The following is a 24,814-nucleotide window of genomic DNA, read 5'->3' as shown; positions in this document are numbered from 1 at the left end:
TGCCCTGTATGCTCGTGTGCATTTTGTTTTGTGCAAACCGCACGCGAGACCGCGGGTGCAGCGCGCACCCGGTCTTCTCTGCGCCCTCTTAATTCTGGGGGCAAGGTTTTCTGGCAAAGCTCGGGCGCATCGCGTCGCGAGATCGCGAAGGCGTGTTAGCGATGGCCTATCCACGTCGTCCCGGCCTTGAGCTCAGATGCGCAATTGCGCATCGGGGGACCCATACCGCGTGATTTGTCGATAGGGCAGGATGGCAGATGCTTTCCGCAAAACGTCAGCCGGTGGCTATGGGTCCCGGATCGCGCTTCGCTTGTCCGGGACGACGGATGCGGCACCCTCGCCTCACATCGTCTTCTACCGTCGCCCCCGCACCCGCTTCGCGGATTAGTGGCAAGTGGTGGCCATCACGGGGTGGCCCGGATTGGTGGTCCGATCGACGTACTTATGGCAATGCAGCTTGAGATTCGATTTGATCGTCGGCAGCTGCGGCTGAACGCGGGGCGGCGTCGGCATCGGACGGTTGATCACCGTCTTCGAGCCGGCGAAGTTGGAATTGCCGACCATCCCGGCCTGCGCGACCGAGGCGGAAGCAAGGCTGGCTGCGGCGGCGGCAAGGGTGATCATGGATACATAGGCGGTGCGGGAAAACATCGGGGTAGCTCCTGGTTTTTGGGTGTTTGTCGTCCCGGGACGCCTAGCGGCAACGGTAGGAGGCAAAGACGTTGCCCGCCGCGTCCCGATCGCGGTATGCACGGCAATCCAGCTTGAGATTCGATTTGATCATCGGCAACGGCGTCTGAACGCGCGGCGGCGTCGGCATCGGACGGTTGATCACCGTCTTCGAGCCGGCGAAGTTGGAATTGCCGACCATCCCGGCCTGCGCGACCGAAGCGGAGACAAGGTTGGCTGCGGCGGCGGCCAGGGTGATGACGGATACATAGGTGGTGCGGGAAAGCATCGGGAAGCTCCTGGTGTTTGGGGACTGTCCAGGCCGCGACCTCGAATGCGAACTGACCGCCGTTTGTCGCATCCAGCGGGCAACGGGTTCTATGCGCTGCGGATAAGAGACGCTGTTTTTGTGCGCTGCGACGATTTGTCGGGTTGGATGCGGGGAGCCCGACCAACACCACCCGTCGTCCCGGCCTAGTGCGCGATTGCGCACGGGGGCCGGGACCCATACGCCGCGGCCCATCGGCGAGAACGCCGGCGTTAGATACCTTCCGCAAAATGAGCATCACGCGGTATGGGTCCCGGCCTTCGCCGGGACGACGGCGATTACGACTTCTTCTGCTGCCGCCGCGCCGCAGACGCCGCATCCACCACATTATCCACCTCTTCCCGCCAGCTCGTAATCTCAGCCGCAAGAATCGGATGGTTAAAACCCTTCAAATTGAGATCGTCGATCGGGTGGCCTTCCACCCATGGCTCGACCATGCCGTAGACACGCCTGGACACCACGATCTGGTTGGCCTTGGCTTCGTCGCACAGGCGCGAGGCGAGGTTGGTGACGCTGCCGATCGCGGCATATTCCAGCCGCTGCTCGAAGCCGATCTGGCCGAGCGTGGCGTAGCCCAGCGCAATGCCGATGCCGAAGCCGAGATTGTGGCCGCGGTTGCGCCACTTCTCGGTCAGCTGCCCGATGGCGTCGCGCATCTCGACGCTCATCTTCACCGCGCGCTTGACATGGTCCTCGAACTGGATCGGCGCGTTGAACAGGATCATCACGCCGTCACCGGCATAGCGGTCGAGCGTGCCCTCATACTTGAAAATCAGCGCGCCAAGGGCGGCGTGATATTCCCGCAGCACGTTCATCGCCTCTTCCGGCTCGGTGGTCTCGGTGAACGAGGTAAAGCCGCGCATGTCGCAGAACACGACAGTGACTTCGCGGCGGTGGCTGTCGAGCAGGCCTTCATGGCCGTCGCCGGAGGCGATCAGCTGCGCCACCTGCGGCGCCAGGAAACGTTCGAGGCGGCGGATGCGTTCGATCTCGCCGAGCTGGGTCTCGACCCGTTCCTCCAGCGACTTGTTCCAGTCCTTGAGCTGGTCGGTCTGCTCCTGCAGCTTGTCGGCCTGCTCGCGCACCGTGGAGTTCGCCATCTCCAGTTCGCGGCTCTTGTGGTCGACCTCAGAGAACAGCCGCGCGTTGCGCATCGCGAGCACGCTCTGGTGCGCAAAGGTCTTCATCAAGCCGATGAGGTTGTCGGAAAATTCGCCGGCGTTTTGCCGCAGCACCACCAGCGATCCCAAAATGCCCTGCTGGTCGACCAGCGGCACGACCAGCACCGAATGGAAACCGGCCTCGACCACGACGTCGCGCAGCGGATGATCCGCCGTCGCGTCGAGATCGGGGATCGCGATCGGCTCGCCCCGCGCGGCGGCTTCGCCGAGCGGCGAGTTGTCGGCCTCGATTGCAAGGTGCTTGCCTTCGGCCGCCTTGTCGATGCCGATCGATTCGGTGAGGTTGAATTTGCGGTTCGCGGCGTCATAGCCGTAAATCAACACCGCGTCGGCGTGGGTGATTTCGAGCGCGCGGGCGGCGACCGTCGGCAGCACGGCGTTGAGGTCGAGCGAGGACGACACCGCGCGGCCGACCTCCTCGAGCACTTTCAGCTCGTTGATCGACTGCGCGAGATCCCGCGTCCGCTCCTTCACCTTGGCCTCCAGGCCGGAATAGGTTTCCGCAAGCTGGCTCGCCATGCCGTTGAACTGGTCGGCGAGTTCTTCCAGTTCGTCGGATGTCTTCACCTCGATGCGGTGGCTGAAATCGCCGCCGCCGAGGCGGTGCGCGCCGGCGCGCAGCGCGTTGATCGGCACCAGCATCCGCCGCGCCATGACAGTGCCGGCGATGATCGCGGTCACGAGGCCCATCGCAATCAGAAGCGCGATGCGCATCAGTTGATCGCGGATCGGCATCAGCGCCTGCGCCGTCGGCTGCTCGAAGAACACGAACCAGCCGATCCGCGGCACCGCGCTCACCGTCGTCAGCACGTCGTTGCCGGCAATGTCCGTGCCCTCCGACAGCAGCGAGCCCTTGATGGCGGCGACCTGCGGCAGGCTTGAGACGTCCTTGCCGATTTCGGGGCCCTTCGACGAACTCGCCAGCACCTGGCCCTTGCTGTCGACGATATAGGCAAAGCCTGTCCTGCCGATCTCGGTATCGCCGAAGAAGTCCTGCAGGAAGGTAAGATTGATTTCGGCGACGGTGACCTGGGAATCCGAATGCGGCAACGAGATTGACGTGAACGGCCGCCCGTCCCGGAAATAGGGCGTCGCAAAGCTGGTGCCGCGGGCCGCGGACTCGGTGAAGCGCAGGTCGCGGGAGAAATCGGCGTTGCTGCCGTAGTGGACCGTCTGGCGCGTGATGCGGAGCTGCTCGCGGCCCTGGGCCGAGAGCAGCGTCAGCTGGCTCACATAGGGTACCTGGGTGAGCAATTGCGCATAGTCGGCGCGGCGGTCCTCGATCTTGTAGGAAGAGGTCCGCGTCACCCAGTTGATCTGCCGTTCGAGGTCCGACATCGATTGCTGGATGCGCTTGGCGGTTGCTTCCGCCTTCTCCGACATGCCGTCGGTCAGCGAACTCTTGATGCCGCGATAGCTGATCCAGATTTCCATCGCGCCGTTGACGGCGAGCACGAACACGACAAGGCCGACCAGCGCGACGACGTATTTCGCGAACAGGCCCTCACGCAGGAACCAGACTTTGCCCTTGGCGGCGCTCACATCCACGACCCTCGTGCGCCACGCCTCTTGCGCGCGCATCGGTTTTGCCGTTGGCGGCATCCCCGGCCGGGAGCCGCCGCGGTTGGGCCTGTTTAGCACGATTTGAGGGGCCGAGCAGGTGGCCTATCCCACACATGGTTAGCTCCGATTTTGGGCAGTTATCCGGGGAAATCGGCGGTGCGTGTGGCCATTACGGGCCGAGACCGTTGCGGCAGCGGAAGTCGGCCCCCGCTGCCCTTGTGGGAGAGGGCTGGGGTGAGGGGTCACGGTCTATCGAGGGACCAAGCTCACCGATTAAACAGCTGCCGCAAGACGTCGTTCATCGGCTGGCTGTCAGCTTGCGGAGCTGCGTCATTCTGCGCCGTCGGGGCGGCGGGCGCCGCGGGCTCGGCATCAGCGGGCTGCTGGCCCGGAATCGGGATGCTTCGCGGGCTGTTCGGCCGCGGGGCGCCTGGACCCGCCGCGCCACCTTGTGTCGCGCCGCCTTGCCCTTGCCCTTGCCCTTGTCCTTGTCCTTGGCCCAGCCCCTGGCCCAAGCCGCCGCTCAATCCCTGCTGCAGCAGATTGCCGATGGTCTCACCGAGCGGGCCGCTGAGCAGATCGCCCGGCCTGCCGGCGCCCTGTCCAGGCGCCGCGCCCTGTCCTCCAGCCGGGCCTTGCCCGCCGGTTGCACCTTGCCCGCCGCCGAGCAGGCCGCCCAACGCGGCGCCGATGCCCCCGCTATTGGGACCCAATACGGTTCCGAGGCCTCCGCCATTGGGACCGAACAGCCCCTTGCCCATCTCCTTGAGCTTGGCATAGGCGGCGTCGGGATTATCCAAAATGCCCTGCATGTCCGGATAGATTTTCGGCGCGCCCCACGGCCCCTCGATCATCACGGGAATGCCGAATCCGACCGGCTCATTGGCGCGGCCCTGGCCTTCGGTGGTCATCACGAGCTTTGGTTCGACGCGGAACCCGATCTGCTTGGTGTCGAGCGCTATGGTGCCGACGCCCGTCATCCGCACCAGCGGGCCGACCAGATTGAGATCGGTGGTGACGGCCTGCCCCTTGTCGATCTTGAACGACGCCGAAAGCTGCGACAGATCCGTCGACTGCTCCTTGCCTTCCTGCCAGCCGGACAGGGTGCCCGAGGTGAGCGAGCGGATCATCTGGGCGACGTTGAGGCCCTTGATGGCGCCGTCCTGGAACACGACGAACGCGGTGCCTTGCAAGCCCGCCATGATCGCGCGCTGGCTGTTGCCGGTGGAGCGCACGCTGATCTTGGTTTGCATCCTGCCGTCGAGCTTGTCGAAATCGGCCAGACTCCTCAGCAGCGGCAGCGCGCGCACGCCGGTGAGATCGGCGCGCAGCGCAAATGTAGGATTGGCGGTCGAGGCATCGATGGTGAGATCGCCATTGGTGTTGCCGTCATAGGCGCCGAGATTGGAAACTTGCGTCTTCAGCACGCCGCTGTTGAGCGTGACGTCGATCGCCGCCGGCGCGAAACGCGCGTCGCCGATATTGAGCGCCGCGGCGGAGATCCGCGCCTGGGCGTCGACATAATTGAGGCCATTGAGATTGATCGTCTCATTGCTCCAGGGCTGCGCCGCCGAACCGCCGTCACCACGGCCCATCGCGATATCGAGCCGCTGGAAATCCAGATCGAGCTTCACCAGCGGCTTGCTTGCGGTATCGACCGAGGCCCATCCATTGAACGCGCCGTCGCCGAGCGTGCCGGTCAGGCCGTTGATCATCACCACCGGGCCGTTGAGCCGGACTTCCGCCTTGCCCGACAGCTGCCCGTGCAGGAAGCCGGGTGCGTCGATCTTGAATTCGGTCGGGATGTTCTGCCGTTCGAGCGGCGGTGCCGGGGCTACCGCCTTGATGTCGAATTTCAACGCGTGCTCGCCGGCGCGCGCATTGCCGGTCGCCCGGATCTTGCGGTCGGCATCGATCGTCAAGTCGGCGTTGATGGTCTCGATCTTGTTCTCGACGCGGTCGCGCAGATTGGAAAACACGATCGTGCCGCCGGTGACGCTGACATGCTCGATCGTAAAGGCTTCGCCCTTGATCGCGGCGGCCGGCTTCGACGGCGGATTGATATCCTTGATGCGTTCGCGCTGCAGCGGCAGGTTCAGCACCGGACGAACGATGACAAGTTCGGTAACTTGCGGTTTGCCGGACCACAGGCTCGCCAGTGTCACGTCTGCCTGGATGCTGACCGCGGTGAGGCGGTGGTTGATGTCGCGATCTTTCGGATCCTGCAGCGCGACGTCGTTCAGCGTGATGTTGAGCGACGGCCAGAGCCCGACCCTGGTTCCGCCGTTGATGGTGAGCTTGTAGCCGGTCTCGCGCTCGACCCGTTCCTGGATCTGCGACGTCATGAAGCCGGACGGGATGCCGATCACGAGCAGCAGCGCGATGATGACGATCACGGCGCCGATGGCGGCCCCGGCGAATTTCAATGCTCTCATTTCGACTTTCCAGACCGGGCAAACGGCATCGGTTTCGGCCGCGCCCGATGGGGCACAGCCGGACAAGCGAGCTTATCCCGGAAGGGGACATCGCTCAAAGAAGCCAAAATTATTCCAAGGCTGCTGCAATGCTATGTGACTTATGACACACTTCTGTCGGGGTAAATCTTGCTAGGGCCTTTGGGGACGGTTTTGGGATCGAACTGGAAGGCAAACCAATGAGCAAACAGGCCGAATTTGCGGTCATTTTGAAGATGAACCCGATGTTCGCGGACCTTGGCGCCGACGAACTGCAGCGAATCTCCGGACTCTGCCACACCCAGCAACTGGGGCTCGGCGAGATGCTGTTCCAGAAGGGGGACCCCGGCGACGCCCTTTACGGGGTCCGCCGCGGCCAGATCCGGATCGAGACCGGCGCCTCCGACGGCAGCCGCCTGACCCTGAACTTCATGGGTTCGGGGGACCTCTTCGGCGAAGTCGCCGTGCTCGACGGCCAAAGCCGCACCGCGGACGCCACCGCCGGCGAGGCGACGGAACTGTTCGTGCTCCGGCGTGAGGATTTCCTCGCCTTCCTCGAACGTGAGCCGAAAGTCGCCATCAAGATCATCACCCTGCTGTGCCAGCGCATCCGCTGGCAGAGCGAGCGGATGGAAGAATCCATGCTGCAGCCGCTGCCGGTGCGGCTGGCGCGAAGGCTGGTGGCGCTGGCTGCCGATTTCGGATCGGAAGTGCATATTTCGCAGGAGCAGCTCGGCGTGTTCGTCGGCGCCGCGCGCGAAAGCGTCAACCGTCAACTGCAGGCCTGGCGCAAGGACGGCATCCTGGATCTGCAGCGCGGGCGCATCCTGCTGCAGAACCTGAACAAGCTGACGACGGTGGCGCGCAACGAGTAGATCGCCTGGTCGTCAGATCTCGCCGGCCATGCTATATTCAGCGGATGAACAGAATACTCCAAGAAGTGATCGAGCACGCTGCGACTTGGCCTGAAGAGGACCAGAAGGAGCTTGCCGAGTACGCCCGGGAGATCGAGGCGCGCCGTACGGGCATCTACACAATGTCAGACGACGAACGCACGGCGGTCCGGAAAGGTTTGGCCGAGGCGGATCGTGGAGAATTCGTATCGGATGAGTTCATTGCGGACGCTGACAAGCGCCACGACGGATGAGGATACGCTACACGCCCGGTGCATTCGCCGATCGAGAGCGAATACTTGAATATCTAAGAGATCGATCTGCCGGCGGCGCCAGGAATGTGGCAACAGGCATTCGTGAGGCGGTGGCGCAGCTCAAAGACCACCCACATAGCGGATATCAGACTGACAACCCCGATGTTCGGGTCATCTTTGTTGCTCGCTATCCCTACAAGATTTTCTATCGGGTGCGAGATGCTGTCGAGATTTTGCATATTCGACACACTTCGCGAAAGGCATGGAAAGCCAATAAATAGTGGGGCGCATCGCGTGATTAGGCGTGCTCTCTCACTTCGCCGCGGGCGACATCGCCGGCGGGACCGGCGGCGGCCCCTTGGCTGGAGGCGGTGCGGTGTGATGGCCGCCCGGCGGAACATCGTCGCTCTCGGCTTCCGAGGCCAGCAGCAGCTTGCCGTAGCGCCAGATCAGCGCGCCGAGATCGTCCATCATCATGAACATCGCCGGCACGAACACCAGCGACAGCACGGTCGAGAACACCAGACCGCCGATCACGGCGAGCGCCATCGGCGAACGGAATTCGCCGCCGGCGCCGAATGCCAGCGCTGACGGCATCATGCCGGCTGCCATCGCGATGGTGGTCATGATGATGGGGCGGGCGCGCTTGATGCCGGCGTCGATGATCGCAAAATCGCGCTTGTTGCCTTCGCGGATCGACTCGACCGCGAACTCCACCAGCATGATGGCGTTCTTGGTGACGATGCCCATCAGCATCAGGATGCCGATCCACACCGGCGTGGTCAGCTGCTTGCCGGTCAGCAGCAAGGCTGCAATCGCGCCGCCGATCGAAAGCGGCAGCGAGAACAGGATGGTGATCGGCTGCAGGAAGGTGCCGAACAGCAGCACCAGCACGGCGTAGACCATCATCAGGCCGGCGGTGATGGCGGTGGCAAAGCCGTCCGACAATTCAGCCAGGCTTTCGGCGTCGCCCGACGGGCTTACCTTGACGCCCTTCGGCAGGCTCTTCATCACGGGCAGGTCGTAGATCATCTTGGTCGCGTCGCCCAGTGCCGCGGTGCCGACGAGGTCGGCCGCGACGGTGGCCTGCCGTTCCCGGTCGTAGCGGTTGATGCTGGTCGGGCCCTGGTCGAGCTGGATGTCGGCGACGACCGACAGCGGCACGCCGCCGCGCTCGCCGCGCTGGCCGAGCGGCACCCGCAACTGCTGCAGCATCTGCAGGTCGCCGCGCGCGCTGTCCTCGAGCTGGACGCGGATAGGCACCTGGCGGTCGCCGGCATCGAACTTGGCGAGCGCCGGGCCGACGTCGCCGATGGTGGCGACACGGATGGTTTGCGACAGGCTTTCGGTGGAGACGCCAAGCCGTGCCGCCAGTTCGGCCCTTGGGCGAATCCGCAGCTCCGGCCGGTCGAGCGAGGTTTCCGAGATCACGTTGGCGATGATCGGAATCCGCTTCATCTGGGTCGCGAGTTCGTTGGCGACGTTGCCGACGATGTTGCTGTCGATGCCGGTCACGACCAGCGAAATCGCACGCAGGCCGTTTTCATCGAGGAACCAGAACCGGATGTCAGGGACGTTTTCCAGTTCCTTGCTGATATCGAGCTCGAGCAGGCGCTGGGTGTGCTTGCTGTCGCGGTCCTTCTTCGGCGTGTAGTTGATGATCAGCGCGGCGCGCCGCACTTCCTGCGTTCCCGGCGGCACCCTTCCGCCATCGACGAATATGCTCTTGATCTCCGGGCGCTTGCGCAGGCGCTGGACGATTTCTTCCGTCACCTTCTCGGTGTAGGCGAGTTGCGAGCCTGGCGGCAGCTCCATCGCCAGCAGCGAGCGCGCGGTGTCCTGCGCCGGCAGGAAGCCCTGCGGCAGCAGCGTGATGCTCCAGATCGAGGCGGCGAATATCGCAAGTCCGGCCAGCACGGTGATGAAGTAGTGTTTCACCGACCATGTCACGAGCCTGGTGTAAGCCTTCAGCAAGCGCCCGGGCGGCGGATCCTCATGCGGGTGATCCTTGAGGAAGTAGGCCGCCAGCACCGGCGTGACGAAGCGCGCCGCGAGCAGCGAGAAGAACACCTGCACCGACACGGTGATGCCGAATTGCTTGAAGAACTGCCCGGCGATCCCGGACATGAAGCTTGCCGGCGCGAAGATCGCGATGATGGTCAGCGAGATCGCGATCACGGCGAGGCCGATTTCGTCGGCGGCTTCCAACGCAGCGCGGTAGGGCGTCTTGCCCATGCGCATGTGGCGGACGATGTTTTCGATCTCGACGATGGCGTCGTCGACCAGAATACCCGTCGACAGCGTGATGGCGAGGAAGCTGACGAGGTTGAGCGAGAAGCCGAGCAGGTCCATCACCCAGAATGCCGGGAAGATCGACAGCGGCAGCGAGATGGCGGCGATAATCGTGGCGCGGATATCGCGCAGGAACAACAGCACGACGACGACGGCGAGAATAGCACCCTCGAACAGGGTCGAGATCGCCGCCTCGTAATTGCCCTTGGTGAAATCGACCGACGTGTCGATCATCTTCAGGTCGACGTCGGGATAGGCCGCCTTCAGCGCATCGATGCGTTTTTGCACGGCGGCGGCGACCACCACGTCGCTGGCGCCCTTCGAGCGCTTGATGCCGAGCGCGACCACCGGCTCGCCGTTGAAGCGGGCAAAGGTCCGGCGATCGGCGATGGTGTCGGTGACGGTGCCGAGATCGTCGAGCCGCACCTCGCCGCCGCCGAATAGCGGGATCATGGTGCCGGCGAGTTCGTTCAGCGTCCTGGCGCCGGCCAGGGTGCGGATCGCCTGGTCGTTATTGCCGATTCCGGCGCGGCCGCCGGCGAGGTCGACATTGGTGCCGCGCAGGATCTGGCTGACATTGACGGCGGTCAGCCCCGAGGCCTGCAACCGGTCGGGATCGAGCGAGACCAGAATCTCGCGCTCGACACCGCCGATGCGCTCGACCTGGGCGACGCCGCGGACGCCCTGCAGCGCGCGTTTGACGACGTCGTCGACGAAATAGGACAGCTGCTCCGGGGTCTTGCCCGGAGAGATCGCGGCATAGGTGACGATCGGCAGGCCGATCACGTCGACGCGCTGGATCAGCGGTTCGGTGACGTTTTGCGGCAGGCTGGCGCGAACGCGGGTGACGGCATCCTTGATGTCGTTCAACGCGCGGTCGGTGTTGGTCTCGAGCGCGAACTGGATCGTGGTCAGCGACAGGCCGTCGGTGATCGACGAGGAAATGTGCCGCACGCCCTCGACGCCGGATACGCCGTCCTCGATCGTCTTGGTGACCTGAGATTCAAGCTCCGAGGGCGCCGCGCCGAACTGCGAGACCGCCACCGAGATCACGGGGATGTCGGCGCTCGGCAGCCGCGTGACCGCGAGCTTGGTGAAGCTGACCCATCCCAGCACCAGAAGGATGATTGAAAATACGATGGACGGAAGCGGGTTCCGGATCGACCATGCCGAGATATTCAAAGCCATTATCGTGTCCGCGTGCGCTCGAGTTCGTCGGCAAACATGGTCTTGATCTGGTCGCCGTCATGCAGCGAGGTGCCAGCATCGGCCACGACGGTTTCGCCGACGGCGAGGCCTTCAAGAATTTCCGTAGAGGTGTCCGACGTCAGGCCGACCCGGACTTTTCGCGTCTCGATCCTGTTGTTCTCCTTGACCACCTGCAGGGTCAGGCGGTCGATGGCGGTACGCGGCACCGCGACGCCACAGCTGCGCTTGGCGTCGATATTGGCGCGGGCAAACATGCCGACCTTGAGCGAGGGATTGTTGTTCAGCGAAATCCTGACCTTGCCGAGCTGGGTGGCGCGGTCGATCTGCGGCGAGATTTGCCGGACCTTGCCGACCAGATCGGGCGCGTCGTCGCGGCTGATCCGCACCGTGGCGCCGGGATTGAGCTTGAGCAGATGGACGCTCGGCACTTCGGCCTCCAGCTCGATCTCGTTGTTGACCGAAATCCGGAACATCGGTCCGGCCTGCGGCGAGGCCGGCGCGCCGACGGCGGTCCTGACTTCGGTAACGAGGCCTGGGCCAGGCGTGCGCAGCGATATCGGTGCGGTCCTGCCGCCGCCCGGAGCTCCCGGCTGCTGCGGCGGCGCGGTCAGGCGTGCCAATTCCTGATTGTCCGCCACCATGTCGCCTTCGCGGACGAAGACATCGGTGACCCTTGAGCCTTCCTGATCGACGCCGACCTGCGCTTCGCGGCGCGGCACGATGAATCCGGTGACCCGCACCATGTCGGAGAAGCAGGCATTGGTGGATTTGGTCACGATCACCAGCGCCTGGCTGGGCGCATCCTTGGGCTCGGGACGGGAGCGGTGCTCGAACCAGTAGTAGAAGCCACCCACAACGACAACGAACGCTACTCCGAGCGCAGGTTTGAGGTATTCGGAGAGTTTCATCGCCGGATCAATCCAGACTGGAAGTCAAATGAAGCGGGGTGCATCCGGTTCACCGAAAATCACAATGAACCCAAAACAAAATGCGTCCCGCAAGGGTGCTGCGGAACGCATTGTAGCCGGAAAATCTAGGTCAACGCCACGCCCTACTTGAACAGGCTATTTGGACGCAGTGGCCTTGTTTTCCATGTTCACAACCTGCACGCGGCGATTGGCTTCGGCCATCGGCTGGTTCGAGTCCTTCAGCTTGCTCTTGCCGTAACCGACGGTCACCAGATCGGTGCCGTTGATGCCGTATTTGTCGACCAGATAGCGCTTGATCGCGTCGGCGCGCCGCTCGGAAAGGTCCTGGTTGTAGCCTTCGCCGCCGGCTGCGTCGGTATGACCGGCGACCACGAAGGTCGAGCCTTTCAGGTCGGAATTGGACAATGCGCGGCCGAGCGCCTGAACCGATGCCAGCGATCTGGGGCTGATATCGGCCGAGTTGTAGTCGAAGTTGATTTCCAGATCGATCTTGGGCTTGTCCTTGACGATCGCGGCGATCTCTTCACGCTCGCTGAACGACAGCGACCGCGTCGAGCGGCCGCGGATTTTCTGGACGAACTGCCCTTCGGCGGCAACGGCGGCCTGATCGACCTGCTGCGGACCGACCGACAGGCCGCGGGTCAGCGGCTTCTTTTCCGGCACCAGCGCGCGGAGGATCTGATCCTCGGTCACGTTCTTGTCCTTGGCCTTCTCCTCGGCAACCGCGCTGGCCATGCCAAAGCAGAGGGCGGCGCCGAGCGTCGCGATCGAAAGGAGCCCGGTCAGGGTCTTTGTTCCAGATCTCTGTGACATTACCAGTCCCTCCTGCGCGTGGTTCCAAAACGTGATTCAAATGAGCTGCCGGACCAATCCGGTCGCGGCTTATTACCGTTAGTCTAGCCGCCCGCCTGTCGGTTCGAGGAGGCTGCCAGTTAGCGTCAAATAATCGTCACTGTACCCCGTAATCGGCGAATTCCTTAACGATATTCGGATCCATCGCCTTGGCGTTGCTAATATCCAGATCGCCTTCCGGGATCGAGCCGTTGCGCTTCTTGGCAATGCCCCGTCCGTACAGCGACGAGGTCAATCTCGGGTTGATCTTCAGCGCGGCGTCGAAATCGGCAATTGCATTCTTGGTCTGTCCGCTCTTGAGGTTGACGAGGCCGCGGCTGTCCAGCGCATCGACGAAATTCGGCCGCAACCGCAGCGCCTCGTTGCAATCCTTCAGCGCGGCCTGCAGGTCGCCGATGACCGTGCGGGCCCAACAGCGGTTGTTGTAGGCTTCCACGTCCTTCGGGTTGAGCCGCAGCGAATTGTTGAAATCCTTGATCGCGAGTTCGTAGGCGCCCTTGCTGGCATAGACCTGGCCCCGCCGATACAGCGCGGCCCCATCGTCGGGGTTGTCGTTGAGCTTGGCGGTGAGGCTCTTGATGGTCGGATCATCGGCGAGCGCCGCGATCGCCGTGTTGCCCTCGGGCGGCTTGGCTGGCGGAGCGGGCGGCGGGATTGTGACTTCCACCTGTTTTGGCGGCTGCGGCGGTGCGGGCGGTTGCGGCGGTGCGGGCGGCGGCGGTGCCGGCGTCGCAATGGCCACCTGGGCCCCGGGCGGAGGTGCCGGAGCGGGCGTCGGTGTTGGAGTGGGTGGAGCCGGAGGAGCGATGGCGACCGGAGGCGGAGAGGGGGTGACAACCGGAGGCGGTGCCGGCGGCGGACTCGAAGGCTTCGGCCCTGCGCCACCACCCGGGATGAAGGAGAAATCCTCGGCCAGCGACGACGAAATCCACGGCACCTGTTCCTGGCGCGAGGCGCGGGTGACGCCGACCCGGGTGCGATTCAAAGTTTCCTCGGCCATCAAATCGGGGGTGCGGATTTCCTTGAGCAGTTCCCGCACGAACAGGCTGCGATCGCTGCCATTATCCGAAATGACCGACGAAAGGGCCGCCGAATACATCACCAGAGAGCCGTTCGGCGCAATGACCGGCGCAAGTCCGGCGGAAAAACTGCGGAACCGGCGCTCGAACGGATTGCGCCTGGAGGCGTCGACCAGGGCGATCTTGACGCCGGCGCCGCGGCTGTTGATCTCGCCCAGCACCATCTCGAGGCTGAAGCCGTCGCGGCGCACGTCGGCCTCGGCCCAGATCTGCGCGTCGACCGGGATCATGTAGCTCTGGCGGTTCGCCTGGATGCCGAAACCCGAGAAGAAGATCAGGGCGACCGAGCCGGGCTTGATCTTCCCGTACAGGCGCTCGAAGGCCCGGCGCATGCCGTCGCCGGTGAGGTTTTCGCCGATATCGACGTTGAAGCCATCGCGCTTGAGTTCTTCGGCGACATCGCGCGCGTCGTTGATCGGCTCTTTCAGCGGCGCTTCGGCGTCCGGATATTTCGAATTGCCGATCACCAGCGCAAAACGCTCGCCGGCCCCGTACGACGGGGCGATCGACGCCACGGAAAAGATCACTGTGAGAAGCAATGCAAGGCGGATTTTCATTATCACCGCAGTCCAGCCAAAAAAGCGCCGATCCCAGCTTGCGCCTCGGCGACCATACTCCACGCAAACCGCATTATCAAACGAGCCCCGCAGGCCGTCAACCACTTGCGAAGGCGGCGTTAATTGCGACAATTCACCGCGACGAATCCCTGGGGATTGAAGGGGAGTAAATCCCGTTCGTCGTGAATTTGCGGTGCGTGATCATCCGGTGGTTGCGTGAGCCTTTCCCCGGGCCAGCCGTGGCCCTGGTGCCCGGCCGGCCACCGGCGGGGCGCCCTGTCATGGATGGTCATTCGCACTGCCGGTTTGACCTTTGCGGATGACGATGGCTTGTTGCGGAGGTCGGCCAAAACTCAAACCTCAAGAAAAGTGACACCGATGGGAAATGCCTACGAAATCTACGCGCTGCGCTATGCGACGATGTCGCCGCGCACCCCTCATCTGAATTTCCTGATACCGGATCCGCACGACACCACGGCGCAGGACCTCGACTACTTCGTCTGGCTGATCCGCGGCCACGGCCGCGAGATACTGGTTGATACCGGTTTCAACGCCGAAGAAGCCAAGGCGCGGTCGCGCAAGCTCAACCTCAATCCGGTCGACGCGCTGGAGGCGTTTGGCGTCAAGGCCGACAGCATCAAGGACGTCGTCGTCACCCATCTGCACTACGATCACGCCGGCAATCTCGACCGCTTCCCCGGCGCCCGGTTCCATCTGCAGGATCGCGAGATGAGCTACGCGACCGGGCGCTGCATGTGCAACGGCCTGATCCGGCATCCATTCTCCGTCGAACACGTCACGCTGATGGTGCGCCATGTCTATGGCGAGCGCGTCACGTTCCATAATGGCGACGGCGAGATCGCGCCCGGCGTCACCGTGCATCGCGTCGGCGGCCATTCCGATGGTTTGCAGGTGGTGCGGGTCGAGACCGCGCGCGGGCCGGTGGTGCTGGCCTCGGACGCCGCGCATTACTACGCCAATCTGCAGAAGCGCAGCCCGTTTCCGATCGTCTACAATGTCGGCGACATGGTGCAGGGCTGGGAGATCGTTGAAAAGCTGGCCGGCCACCCCGATCGTTTCATTCCCGGCCATGATCCGATCGTGAGCGAAATCTATCCGCGCGCCAGCGACAAGGTCGATGCGTTTGCCTTGCATCTGGCGCCGTCGCGATCATTCGTGAAGTAGGAGCGCGCCATGATCGAGCGCTTTCCCGGCCTCACGCCAACCCGCAGCCGCGCCGTCGTTCACGATGATCTGGTGCTCACCGTCGCGGTCGCGCCCGATCCTGTCTCTCCCTCGATGTACGAGCAGAGCGTCAAGGCGCTTGCACGTATCGACGAGAGCCTTGCTCTATGCGGCTCGAACAAGAGCAAAATCCTGTCAGCGATCGTCTACATCTCCGACATGAAGCGCAAAAGCGAGATGAACCGCGCCTGGGACGAATGGGTCGATACCAGTAACCCGCCGATGCGCGCCTGCCTCGGCGTCGAACTCGAACCGCCGCATATCGTGGAAATCGTGGTGACGGCGGTGAAGTAGGCGGCGGTGAGTAGGCTTCCTTCGCATCCGATCTCTCTTCGGAGGCGCGGCTGTCTCCCCGTCATTGCGAGCGAAGCGAAGCAATCCATATCTCCACGTGCTGAGGCATGGATTGCTTCGTCGCTTCGCTCCTCGCAATGACGTGGAGAGAGCATTTCAATACGCTTCCTTCGCGTCGGCCTCCGCGCTGGTCTGCACGAGGTCGAGGCTTGCCTCGATCTTGCCGAGCAGCGCGGCGAGATTTTTGCGTTCCTGCGCCGACAGGCACGACAAAATCTCCTGTTCCCGGCGCAGCAGGCGCGGGATCAGCTCCTCGTACAGCGCCTTGCCTTTTCCGGTCATGCGCAGCCGAAATTCGCGGCGGTCCTCTTCGTTCTCGACGCGCTCGATCATCTGCCGTTTCATCAGCGTGGTGACCGCGCGGCTGATGGTCGATTTATGGGTGCGGGTGCAATGGGCGATGTATTGCGCGCTGCAGGGCGCAACGCGGAAACCCAGCGTCGCCAGCACACGCCATTCCGGAATGTCGAGCCCGTACCGCGCCTGATATTCGGCCGAGAGCGCCGAGGAGACTTCCGCCGCCAGCCGGTTCAGCCGGAACGGCACGAACTTGAAGAGGTCGAGACGGCCGCCGTCTTTTGCGATCTTTGATGGCGTTCCATCCTTATCCCCGTCTTTGCGCGTGCCGCTGTCGGGCGCGGATCGGGATCGGGCGCTGTTCTCGCTGGACGACGCGTTGGCCAAAATCGCTCCAATTTGAGTTGACGCCGGGGGCGCCAGCGGGTTTAAGATAGTTGCAGATGCGACTAATTTAGCAAGTCCGTGCACCCTTGGCCAGAGTAAACCTTCCAATGGTCCAGACCAAAACCCAATTCGGCTACCGCAGGCACCCCGACCAGGATCGGGCCGGTGCTGATGCGGCCGAACATCCCGTCGTCGTGGTCGGCGCCGGGCCGGTCGGACTGTCGCTGGCGATCGATCTGGCGCAGCGCGGCCAATCCGTGGTGCTGCTCGACGATGCCGACCGGATCGGCGAGGGCTCGCGCGCGATCTGCTTTTCCAAACGTTCGCTGGAATTCTGGGACCGGCTCGGCGTCGGCCAGCGCATGGTCGACAAGGGCGTGGTCTGGAGCGTCGGCAAGATCTTTCACGGCGCCTCGCAGCTCTACCAGTTCAATTTGCTGCCGGAGGAGGGCCACAAGCGGCCTGCCTTTATCAACCTGCAGCAGTTTTATGCCGAGGCCTATCTGGTCGATCGGGTCCAGGAGCTTTCCGGCATCGACCTGCGCTGGCGCAACAAGGTGGTCGGCCTCGAACAGCGCAACGACCATGTGCTGCTGACGATCGAAACGCCTGACGGCCCGTACCGGCTGCATGCCGGCTTCGTCGTCGCCTGCGACGGCGCCCGCTCATCGTTGCGGCAGATGGTGGGCGCGGAATTCGCCGGGCAAGTGTTTGAAGATCAATTCCTGATCGCCGACGTCAAGATGACGGCGGCGTTTCCGACCGAGCGCTGGTTCTGGTTCGATCCGCCGTTCCACGCCGGACGCTCCGCGCTGCTGCACAAGCAGCCGGACGACATCTGGCGCATCGACCTGCAGCTGCATCCGGATGCGGATCCTGTCGTCGAGAAGCGCCCGGAAAATGTACGGCCGCGGATCGCGCGCATGCTCGGCCACGACAAGTTCGATTTCGAATGGATCTCGCTGTACAAGTTCCAGTGTCGGCGGATGGAGAAGTTCTTGCACGGCCGCGTGATCTTTGCCGGCGATGCCGCGCATCAGGTCTCGCCGTTCGGCGCCCGCGGCGCCAATTCGGGCCTCGAAGACGCAGAAAATATTGCCTGGAAACTTGATCGCGTGTTGCGCGGGTCGTCGCCGGAAGCGCTGCTCGAGAGTTACCACACCGAACGCAGCGCCGCGGCGGACGAGAACATCCGCGAGTCCACGCGCTCGACCGATTTCATGGCGCCGGTGTCGCAGCAGGAGGCGCGGCTGCGCAAGGCGGTGCTGTCGCTGGCCAGGGAAACCGAATTCGGTAAGCGCATGGTCAATGGCGGACGGCTGTCGGTGCCTTCCACCTATGACACGACGCTGTCGACCGCCGATCGCGATGCGTGGCGCGGTGGCCCGCGACCTGGCGCATCGATGCCGGATGCACCGATTGCGGCAGCGAGCGGCCAGCCGATGTTTCTGACCGAAGCCTTCGTTGGCAAGGGAGCGCAATTCACGTTGCTGGAATTTGGCAACGGTGCCGCGATCGATGCGCCTGAAGGCGTGGAAACCATTCGCATCGGCGGCGACGACGGCCTTGCCGACACCAGGGGCCTTGCGGGTGCGCGCTACGACGCCGAGCCAGGCACCGCCTATCTGCTGCGGCCCGACGGCTATGTCGCGGCGCGCTTCCGGCATCCGACCCATCCGGCGCTCGATGCGGCGCTGGCGCGTGCGGCCGGTCTCAATCGAGGACTGTCATGACGCTGTCCACCAGTTCGAATTTCGCAAAGCCCGACGACGCCTTCCGCGCCATCGTCGAGGCGCATCGGGGCTTAAGCGATGCGCAAAGCGCCGATCTCGACGCCGCGCTGGTTCTGGTGCTCGCCAACCATATCGGCGACATCGCGGTGCTGAACGAAGCCATCGCGCTCGCCAAGCGTCGGATGCTGGATGCCAGCCAGCAGCAACAGCAGCAACAACAATGAAAAATTTGAACATGCCGTCATTGCGAGCGCAGCGAAGCAATCCATCCCTCCGCAAGAGAGGTGACAATGGATTGCTTCGCTGCGCTCGCAATGACGGGGAGCTAACGCAAAGGGATTGAACTGATGGCCAAGGGTTTCGCGTCCACCACGGACATGGCGGAAAAGAAGATCACCTTCTCCGAGATCGGCACTGATCTTTACGCCTTCACCGCCGAAGGCGATCCGAATTCCGCTATTATCGTCGGCGACGACGGCTGCCTGGTGTTCGACGCGCAGTCGACGCCGGCGATGGCGAATAAAGTCATCGAACGGGTGCGCACCGTCACCGACAAGCCGATCAAATATGTCGTGCTGTCGCATTACCACGCGGTGCGCGTGCTCGGCGCTTCCGCCTACAAGGCGCAGGGCATCGTCGCCTCGGCGGAAACCTATCGCCTGATCGAGGAGCGCGGCCAGCAGGATTGGGATTCCGAATATGGCCGCTTCCCGCGCCTGTTCCAGGATGCCCAGAGCATTCCCGGACTGACCTGGCCGACGCTGACCTTCGAAGGCGAGATGTCGATCTATCTCGGCAAGCGCGAGGTGCGCTTGATCCAGCTCGGCGCGGGACATACCTCCGGCGACATCGTGGCCTGGGTGCCGGATGCCGAAGTGATGTTCTCCGGCGACCTCATCGAATATCACTCGGCCTGCTATTGCGGCGACGCGCACCTGCGCGAATGGCCTGTCACGCTGAACGAGATCCGCGCCTTCAATCCCAAGGCGATCGCGCCCGGCCGCGGCGACGCGCTCAAGGGACTTTCGACCGGACGCGATGCGATTGCGATGACGCGCGATTTCGTCACCTCGCTCTATGGCGCCGCGGAAACCTCGGTCGCCAGGGGCCGCAATCTCAAGGAATCGATGGCGGCGACGCGCGAGGTGATGGACCCGAAATTTTCCAGCTTTGCGATCTACGAGCACTGCCTGCCGTTCAACGTCTCGCGTGCGTTCGACGAGGCCTCGGGAATCGACGATCCCGTGATCTGGACCGACAAGCGCGATCAGGAAATGTGGGCCGCCCTGCAAGGCGCATGATCCCGAAAAGTGGGTACCGGTTTTCGGACAAGATCATGCGCAAGATGAAGGAGGATGACCATGAATATCAACACCTCGCCCGATGCGATCTCGCGCAGCACCGTTGGTGTCACGCCGGGCTACATGTCCGGCTTCGGAAACAGCTTTGAGACCGAGGCGCTGCCCGGCGCGCTGCCGATCGGCCGCAACTCGCCGCAGCGCTGCGCCTATGGGCTCTACGCCGAGCAGCTTTCCGGCTCGCCCTTCACCGCGCCGCGCGGCGCCAATGAGCGATCTTGGCTGTATCGCATTCGCCCCTCGGTGAGGCACTCGGGACGTTTTGAGAAGGCCGACGCCGGATTGTGGCGTACCGCGCCGTGTCATGAACATGAATTGCCGATCGCGCAATTGCGCTGGGATCCGGCGCCGATCCCGAAGGAGGACACCACCTTCCTGCAGGGCGTGCAGACCATGACGACGGCAGGGGACGCCAACACCCAGGCCGGAATGGCGGCGCACGTCTATCTCATCACCAAATCGATGGTCGACCAGCATTTCTACAATGCCGATGGTGAGATGATGTTCGTGCTGCAGCAGGGCAAGCTGCGCCTTGTCACCGAGTTCGGCCGCATCGACGCCGAGCCCGGCGAGATCGTCGTGATCCCGCGCGGCGTCAAATTCCGTGTCGAACTGACAAATGGCCCGGCGCGGGGCTATCTCTGCGAGAACTATGGCGGCGCCTTCACGCTGCCCGAACGGGGTCCGATCGGCGCCAATTGCCTGGCCAATTCGCGCGACTTCCTCACGCCTGTCGCGGCGTACGAGGACAAGGACACGCCGACCGAATTGTTCGTGAAATGGGGCGGCTCGTTGTTCAAGACAACCTTGCCGCATTCGCCGATCGACGTGGTGGCGTGGCACGGCAATTACGCGCCCTACAAATACGACCTGCGCACCTTCTCGCCGGTCGGCGCCATCGGCTTCGACCATCCGGACCCGTCGATCTTCACGGTGCTGACCTCGCCGTCGGAAACCGCAGGCACGGCGAACATCGACTTTGTCATCTTCCCGGAGCGCTGGGCGGTCGCGGAAAACACCTTCCGTCCGCCCTGGTACCACATGAACATCATGTCGGAGTTCATGGGGCTGATCTACGGCGTCTACGATGCCAAGCCGGAAGGCTTTGTGCCCGGCGGCATCAGCCTGCACAACATGATGCTGCCGCACGGCCCGGATCGCCAGGCTTTTGATCACGCCAGCAATGGCGAGCTGAAGCCGGTGAAGTTGACAGGCACCATGGCCTTCATGTTCGAGACCCGCTACCCGCAGCGCGTCACGGCGCACGCGGCGAAGTCGGCGACGTTGCAGGACGATTACGCGGATTGCTGGCAGGGACTGGAGAAGCGCTTCGATCCGAACAAGCCGTAGCCTCCGTCATTCCGGGGCGTGCGAAGCACGAACCGGAATCTCGAGATTCCGGGTCTGGTCCTTCGGACCATCCCGGAATGACGTTAGAGTTCGCCATGTCATTCGCAGGACAACACCGTGCCCCACCCCAACGATCCCAAACTGAAATCCTTCATCCCGGTCGATCCCGCGTCGGATTTCCCGATCCAGAATCTCCCCTACGGCGTGTTCTCCGCCAAGGACGGGCTCGCCCCGCGCGTTGGCGTCGCGATCGGCGACTATGTGCTCGATCTCTGGCAGCTCGCGCAGGATTGCCGGATCGACGTCGTCGAACCCGGCGTGTTCGCGAACGCATCGCTCAACGCGTTCATGGCGCTCGGGCCGGAGGTGTGGTCGCGGACGCGGGCGCGGATCAGCGAGCTGCTGCGCCACGATCATCCCGAACTGCGCGACAATGAAAAACTGCGCCAGCGCACGCTGGTGCCGATGGCGGATGTCACGCTGCATCTGCCGATCGCGGTTTCCGGCTACACTGACTTCTATTCCTCGAAGGAGCACGCCACCAATGTCGGCGTCATGTTTCGCGGCAAGGACAATGCGCTGCAGCCGAACTGGCTGCATATGCCGATCGGCTACAATGGCCGCGCGTCCACCGTCGTCGTCAGCGGCACAAAAGTGCGCCGGCCGCGCGGGCAATTGAAGCCGCCGACAGCTGACGTGCCGAGTTTTGGGCCGTGCAAGCGGCTCGATTTCGAACTGGAAATGGGCGTGGTGGTCGGACAGGCGTCGGCGATCGGCGAGATGCTGACGGAAAAACAGGCCGAAGCGATGATCTTCGGATTCGTGATCCTCAACGACTGGAGCGCGCGCGACATCCAGCAATGGGAATATGTGCCGCTCGGGCCGTTCCAGGCCAAGGCGTTTGCGACCTCGATCAGCCCGTGGGTCGTGACGCGCGAGGCGCTGGAGCCGTTCCGCGTCCAGGGTCCCGCGCAGGATCCGCGGCCGCTGGAATATCTGCGCCAGGCGCAGCCGAACAATTACGACATGCAGCTCGACGTCGCCCTGCGCGCCGGCTCCATGAACGCGGCCGCCGATATCTGCCGCACCAATTTCAAATACATGTACTGGTCGTCGGTGCAGCAACTGGTGCACCACGCCTCGTCCGGCTGCGCCATGAATGTTGGCGATCTCTTAGGGTCCGGCACCATCTCCGGCCCGGAGAAGGATCAGCGCGGCAGTCTTCTGGAGATCAGCTGGAACGGCACCGAGCCGGTTGAGTTGCCCGGCGGCGTCAAGCGTATGTTCCTGGAAGACGGCGATTCGCTCGTGATGCGCGGCTGGTGCCAGGGCGACGGCTACCGCGTCGGTTTCGGCGAGGTCGAAGGCACGATCGTGGGGGCGGCGTGATGCTCTCTCCACGTCATTGCGAGCGAAGCGAAGCAATCCATGGCGCGGCATAACGGATGGGTGGATTGCTTCGCTACGCTCGCAATGACGGAGAGGAGAGGTCATCGCTCCTGCGGCGGAATATCCTTCAGCCGCGCCGAATGCGCCGCGCAATCCTCGACGCTGTATTTCAGATGCACGCGCTTGTCTGACGGTGCCTGCTTTACAACGCAGACGCCCGGCCGCCATTCCTGCGCAGGCCGGATCGGTCGCGACGCAAAGCCGCCACCGCAGTTCGGGCACACATTGTGCAGCTTGTTGTCGGCGCAGTCAGCGCAGAACGTGCATTCATAGGAACAGATCCGCGCTTCCGTTGCGTTCGGCGGCAGGTCCTTGTCGCAATATTCGCAGTTCGGCCGGAGTTGCAGTGCCATGGTGATCTCTTCGCATTGATTTTGAAACGCATCATCACAAATTCGCCGTCGAAAGCGAATGGCGAATACCCCTCGATTTCGGCCATCTCCCTCAAACCCTACCGCGCCAATTCCTTCAGCGGCAGCTTGGCGCTTTCCTTCAGCCGGTCCAGCACGATCGACGAGCGCACATGCGCCACGCTCTGGTGCGGCATCAGCACGTTGTTGACGATGTCGGACAGGCTCTTGAGGTCGCGCAGCACGGCTTTGAGCAAATAGTCAGCGTCACCCGTCAGCGAATAGGCCTCCTGAATCGCGTCGACGCGGCCCACCAGCGCGCGGAATTTCTTGGCGTTGTCGGGCGAATGCGTCGCCAGCGTGATGTGGATGAAGGCGATCAGATTGAAGCCGAGCGCCTCGGAGGCGAGGTCGGCGTGGTAGCCCGCGATCACCTTTTCTTCTTCGAGCCGCATCCGCCGCCGCGAGCATTGCGATGCCGACAGGCCGACCAGATCGGCCAGTTGCTGGTTGGTCAGCCGGCCGTCGTCCTGCAGCGCGGCCAGCATTTTGAGGTCGAAAGCGTCTACCGGAATCATGCGCGAAATGTCCATTTGATGCACGAACTGTGCATGACTATAGCCAATCCCGCCGCCATTTGCATGCACATTGCGCCTGATCTGGCGGAAACTCCATGGATCAAATCAAGAAGGAGATTCCGCCATGGGTCCATTTCCGCACGACGCGCCGGCCGCTACCATCAGCGCCGACAATCCGATGGGCACCGACGGTTTCGAGTTCGTCGAATACGCGCATCCGAAGCCGGAAGAGCTGCACGCGCTGTTCAAGTTGATGGGCTATGTCCCGGTCGCCCGCCACAAGACCAGGAACATCACGGTCTATCGCCAGGGCGACATCAACTACCTCATCAACGAAGAACCCGGCACCCACGGTTTTAATTTCGTGGCCGCCCACGGTCCCTGCGCGCCGTCGATGGCGTTCCGCGTGGTCGATGCGAAGCTGGCCTATGAACGCGCGATTTCGCTCGGCGCGGAACCCGCGGATATCCCGTCAGCGCAGAAGACGCTCGACGTTCCCGCCATCAAGGGCATTGGCGGCAGCCTGCTGTATTTCGTCGATCGCTACGGCGCCAAGGGCTCGGCCTATGACAGCGAGTTCGAATGGCTCGGCGCCAAAGACCCGCGTCCCGCCGGCGCTGGTCTGTTCTATATCGACCACCTCACCCACAACGTTCATCGCGGCCGCATGGATGTCTGGACCGGCTTCTACACAAAGCTGTTCAACTTCCGCCAGATCCGTTTCTTCGACATCGAAGGCCGCGCCTCCGGCCTGTTCTCGCGGGCGCTGACCAGCCCGGACGGCAAGATCCGGATTCCGATCAACGAGGACGCCGGCGATTCCGGCCAGATCGAGGAATATCTCAACACCTATCGCGGCGAAGGCATCCAGCACATCGCCTGCGGCGCGCGGGACATCTACGGCACGGTGGAAACGCTGCGCGCCGACGGCTTGCCGTTCATGCCGTCGCCGCCGCTGACCTATTTCGAGAAGATCGATGCACGGCTGCCCCGGCACGGCGAGGATGTGGCGCGGCTGCAGCGCGACGGCATCCTGATCGACGGCGAAGGCGTCGTCGAAGGCGGCCACACCAAGGTGCTGCTGCAGATATTCTCGGCGAACGCGATCGGGCCGATCTTCTTCGAGTTCATCCAGCGCAAGGGTGACGACGGTTTTGGCGAGGGCAATTTCAAGGCGCTGTTCGAATCGATCGAGGAGGATCAAATTCGAAGAGGCGTGCTGAAGGTGGATGCGGCGTAAAGTGGCGCGTCAAACACCACTGTCGTCCCGGCCTTGAGCCGGGACCCATAACCACCAGCGGAAGTTATTTGACACGCTAGCCGTCGTCTTCCTTTTTCAACCATACCGGCCGCGGCGTATGGGTCCCGGCTTTCGCCCTAGGTGGTGTGGACTCTAAGGATTCCCTTTTAGGCGCAAATCAGATTCAAGGCTTCTTTTTGGGAGGCAGTCTTGG

General features: G+C 63.3%; 22 protein-coding genes. 11 read left to right on the top strand and 11 right to left on the bottom strand.

The features are described from left to right. Positions 1-384 precede the first annotated feature (384 nt). The 4 genes from JQ629_RS35520 to JQ629_RS35505 all read right to left on the bottom strand — a co-directional run bounded on the left by JQ629_RS35520 (position 385) and on the right by JQ629_RS35505 (position 6,176). Complete coding sequence (locus JQ629_RS35520) at positions 385-651, bottom strand: hypothetical protein (RefSeq protein WP_212416579.1); 267 nt, start codon at positions 649-651, stop codon at positions 385-387. Positions 652-694: 43 nt separating this feature from the next. Next, on the bottom strand, positions 695-958 hold the full coding sequence (locus JQ629_RS35515) for a hypothetical protein (RefSeq protein ID WP_212416578.1): 264 nt from the start codon (positions 956-958) through the stop codon (positions 695-697). Positions 959-1,275: 317 nt separating this feature from the next. Next, positions 1,276-3,759 (bottom strand): adenylate/guanylate cyclase domain-containing protein, encoded by a 2,484-nt coding sequence (locus tag JQ629_RS35510; protein WP_212416577.1) that lies wholly within the window; start codon positions 3,757-3,759, stop codon positions 1,276-1,278. Between the two features lie 248 nt (positions 3,760-4,007). Then, a complete protein-coding gene (locus tag JQ629_RS35505; RefSeq protein ID WP_212416576.1) occupies positions 4,008-6,176 on the bottom strand; it encodes an AsmA family protein in 2,169 nt (722 codons plus the stop codon). 218 nt (positions 6,177-6,394) lie between these two features. Here JQ629_RS35505 and JQ629_RS35500 point away from each other — a divergent pair, with 218 nt between their 5' ends. Genes JQ629_RS35500 through JQ629_RS38020 form a run of 3 tightly spaced genes read left to right on the top strand, consistent with a single transcriptional unit; the run spans position 6,395 to position 7,622 of the window. Continuing rightward, positions 6,395-7,069 (top strand): Crp/Fnr family transcriptional regulator, encoded by a 675-nt coding sequence (locus JQ629_RS35500; RefSeq protein ID WP_192735671.1) that lies wholly within the window; start codon positions 6,395-6,397, stop codon positions 7,067-7,069. Between the two features lie 44 nt (positions 7,070-7,113). Continuing rightward, the gene (locus tag JQ629_RS35495) at positions 7,114-7,341 is read left to right on the top strand and encodes a hypothetical protein (RefSeq protein WP_212416575.1); all 228 of its coding nucleotides are present in this window, start codon (positions 7,114-7,116) and stop codon (positions 7,339-7,341) included. Then, positions 7,338-7,622 carry a type II toxin-antitoxin system RelE/ParE family toxin gene (locus tag JQ629_RS38020; protein WP_212416574.1) on the top strand — a complete coding sequence of 95 codons (285 nt, stop codon included), beginning with the start codon at positions 7,338-7,340 and terminating at the stop codon, positions 7,620-7,622. Before JQ629_RS35495 ends, JQ629_RS38020 begins: the two co-directional genes overlap by 4 nt. Before the next feature lie 31 nt (positions 7,623-7,653). Here the strand turns inward: JQ629_RS38020 and JQ629_RS35485 are convergent, their stop codons facing one another. The 4 genes from JQ629_RS35485 to JQ629_RS35470 form a co-directional block, all read right to left on the bottom strand. Next, positions 7,654-10,821, bottom strand: coding sequence for an efflux RND transporter permease subunit (locus JQ629_RS35485; RefSeq protein WP_212416573.1), 3,168 nt, complete (start codon positions 10,819-10,821; stop codon positions 7,654-7,656). Next, the gene (locus JQ629_RS35480; RefSeq protein WP_212416572.1) at positions 10,821-11,750 is read right to left on the bottom strand and encodes an efflux RND transporter periplasmic adaptor subunit; all 930 of its coding nucleotides are present in this window, start codon (positions 11,748-11,750) and stop codon (positions 10,821-10,823) included. Before JQ629_RS35480 ends, JQ629_RS35485 begins: the two co-directional genes overlap by 1 nt. A gap of 156 nt (positions 11,751-11,906) precedes the next feature. Further along, complete coding sequence (locus JQ629_RS35475; protein ID WP_212416571.1) at positions 11,907-12,584, bottom strand: OmpA family protein; 678 nt, start codon at positions 12,582-12,584, stop codon at positions 11,907-11,909. Between the two features lie 136 nt (positions 12,585-12,720). Beyond that, a complete protein-coding gene (locus JQ629_RS35470; RefSeq protein ID WP_212416570.1) occupies positions 12,721-14,259 on the bottom strand; it encodes a caspase family protein in 1,539 nt (512 codons plus the stop codon). A gap of 378 nt (positions 14,260-14,637) precedes the next feature. Here JQ629_RS35470 and JQ629_RS35465 point away from each other — a divergent pair, with 378 nt between their 5' ends. Together JQ629_RS35465 and JQ629_RS35460 are read left to right on the top strand one after the other, a co-directional pair. Then, the gene (locus JQ629_RS35465; RefSeq protein ID WP_212416569.1) at positions 14,638-15,444 is read left to right on the top strand and encodes an N-acyl homoserine lactonase family protein; all 807 of its coding nucleotides are present in this window, start codon (positions 14,638-14,640) and stop codon (positions 15,442-15,444) included. Between the two features lie 9 nt (positions 15,445-15,453). Beyond that, the gene (locus tag JQ629_RS35460) at positions 15,454-15,798 is read left to right on the top strand and encodes a RidA family protein (protein WP_212037429.1); all 345 of its coding nucleotides are present in this window, start codon (positions 15,454-15,456) and stop codon (positions 15,796-15,798) included. A gap of 156 nt (positions 15,799-15,954) precedes the next feature. Here JQ629_RS35460 and JQ629_RS35455 read toward each other — a convergent pair whose 3' ends face one another. Next, positions 15,955-16,443 (bottom strand): MarR family winged helix-turn-helix transcriptional regulator, encoded by a 489-nt coding sequence (locus JQ629_RS35455; protein ID WP_212416580.1) that lies wholly within the window; start codon positions 16,441-16,443, stop codon positions 15,955-15,957. 206 nt (positions 16,444-16,649) lie between these two features. On the opposite strand from JQ629_RS35455, the gene JQ629_RS35450 reads away from it, so the two are divergent. The 5 genes from JQ629_RS35450 to fahA all read left to right on the top strand — a co-directional run bounded on the left by JQ629_RS35450 (position 16,650) and on the right by fahA (position 22,372). Next, positions 16,650-18,275, top strand: a complete 1,626-nt coding sequence (locus JQ629_RS35450) for an FAD-dependent oxidoreductase (RefSeq protein ID WP_212416568.1) — start codon at positions 16,650-16,652, stop codon at positions 18,273-18,275. Continuing rightward, entirely contained in the window at positions 18,272-18,499 is a 228-nt protein-coding gene (locus tag JQ629_RS35445) for a DUF2783 domain-containing protein (RefSeq protein WP_212416567.1), read from the top strand. The genes JQ629_RS35450 and JQ629_RS35445 overlap by 4 nt, the downstream gene beginning before the upstream one ends. A 123-nt stretch (positions 18,500-18,622) precedes the next feature. After that, positions 18,623-19,576 carry an MBL fold metallo-hydrolase gene (locus JQ629_RS35440; RefSeq protein WP_212416566.1) on the top strand — a complete coding sequence of 318 codons (954 nt, stop codon included), beginning with the start codon at positions 18,623-18,625 and terminating at the stop codon, positions 19,574-19,576. A gap of 60 nt (positions 19,577-19,636) precedes the next feature. Continuing rightward, entirely contained in the window at positions 19,637-20,983 is a 1,347-nt protein-coding gene (hmgA, locus tag JQ629_RS35435; protein WP_212416565.1) for a homogentisate 1,2-dioxygenase, read from the top strand. Positions 20,984-21,100: 117 nt separating this feature from the next. After that, positions 21,101-22,372, top strand: a complete 1,272-nt coding sequence (gene fahA / locus JQ629_RS35430; protein WP_212416564.1) for a fumarylacetoacetase — start codon at positions 21,101-21,103, stop codon at positions 22,370-22,372. 101 nt (positions 22,373-22,473) lie between these two features. On the opposite strand, the gene JQ629_RS35425 is transcribed toward fahA, so the two are convergent. Next, positions 22,474-22,785 carry a DUF1272 domain-containing protein gene (locus JQ629_RS35425; protein WP_212416563.1) on the bottom strand — a complete coding sequence of 104 codons (312 nt, stop codon included), beginning with the start codon at positions 22,783-22,785 and terminating at the stop codon, positions 22,474-22,476. Between the two features lie 98 nt (positions 22,786-22,883). Beyond that, entirely contained in the window at positions 22,884-23,360 is a 477-nt protein-coding gene (locus tag JQ629_RS35420) for an Lrp/AsnC family transcriptional regulator (RefSeq protein WP_192735657.1), read from the bottom strand. A 124-nt stretch (positions 23,361-23,484) separates the two neighbouring features. Between JQ629_RS35420 and hppD the strand changes: the two genes are divergently transcribed. Continuing rightward, positions 23,485-24,600, top strand: coding sequence for a 4-hydroxyphenylpyruvate dioxygenase (hppD, locus tag JQ629_RS35415; RefSeq protein WP_212416562.1), 1,116 nt, complete (start codon positions 23,485-23,487; stop codon positions 24,598-24,600). Positions 24,601-24,814: the final 214 nt, after the last annotated feature.

The organism is Bradyrhizobium sp. AUGA SZCCT0222 (assembly GCF_018130205.1).
Lineage (GTDB): Bacteria > Pseudomonadota > Alphaproteobacteria > Rhizobiales > Xanthobacteraceae > Bradyrhizobium.
This window is presented reverse-complemented; position numbering and strand designations above follow the sequence as displayed.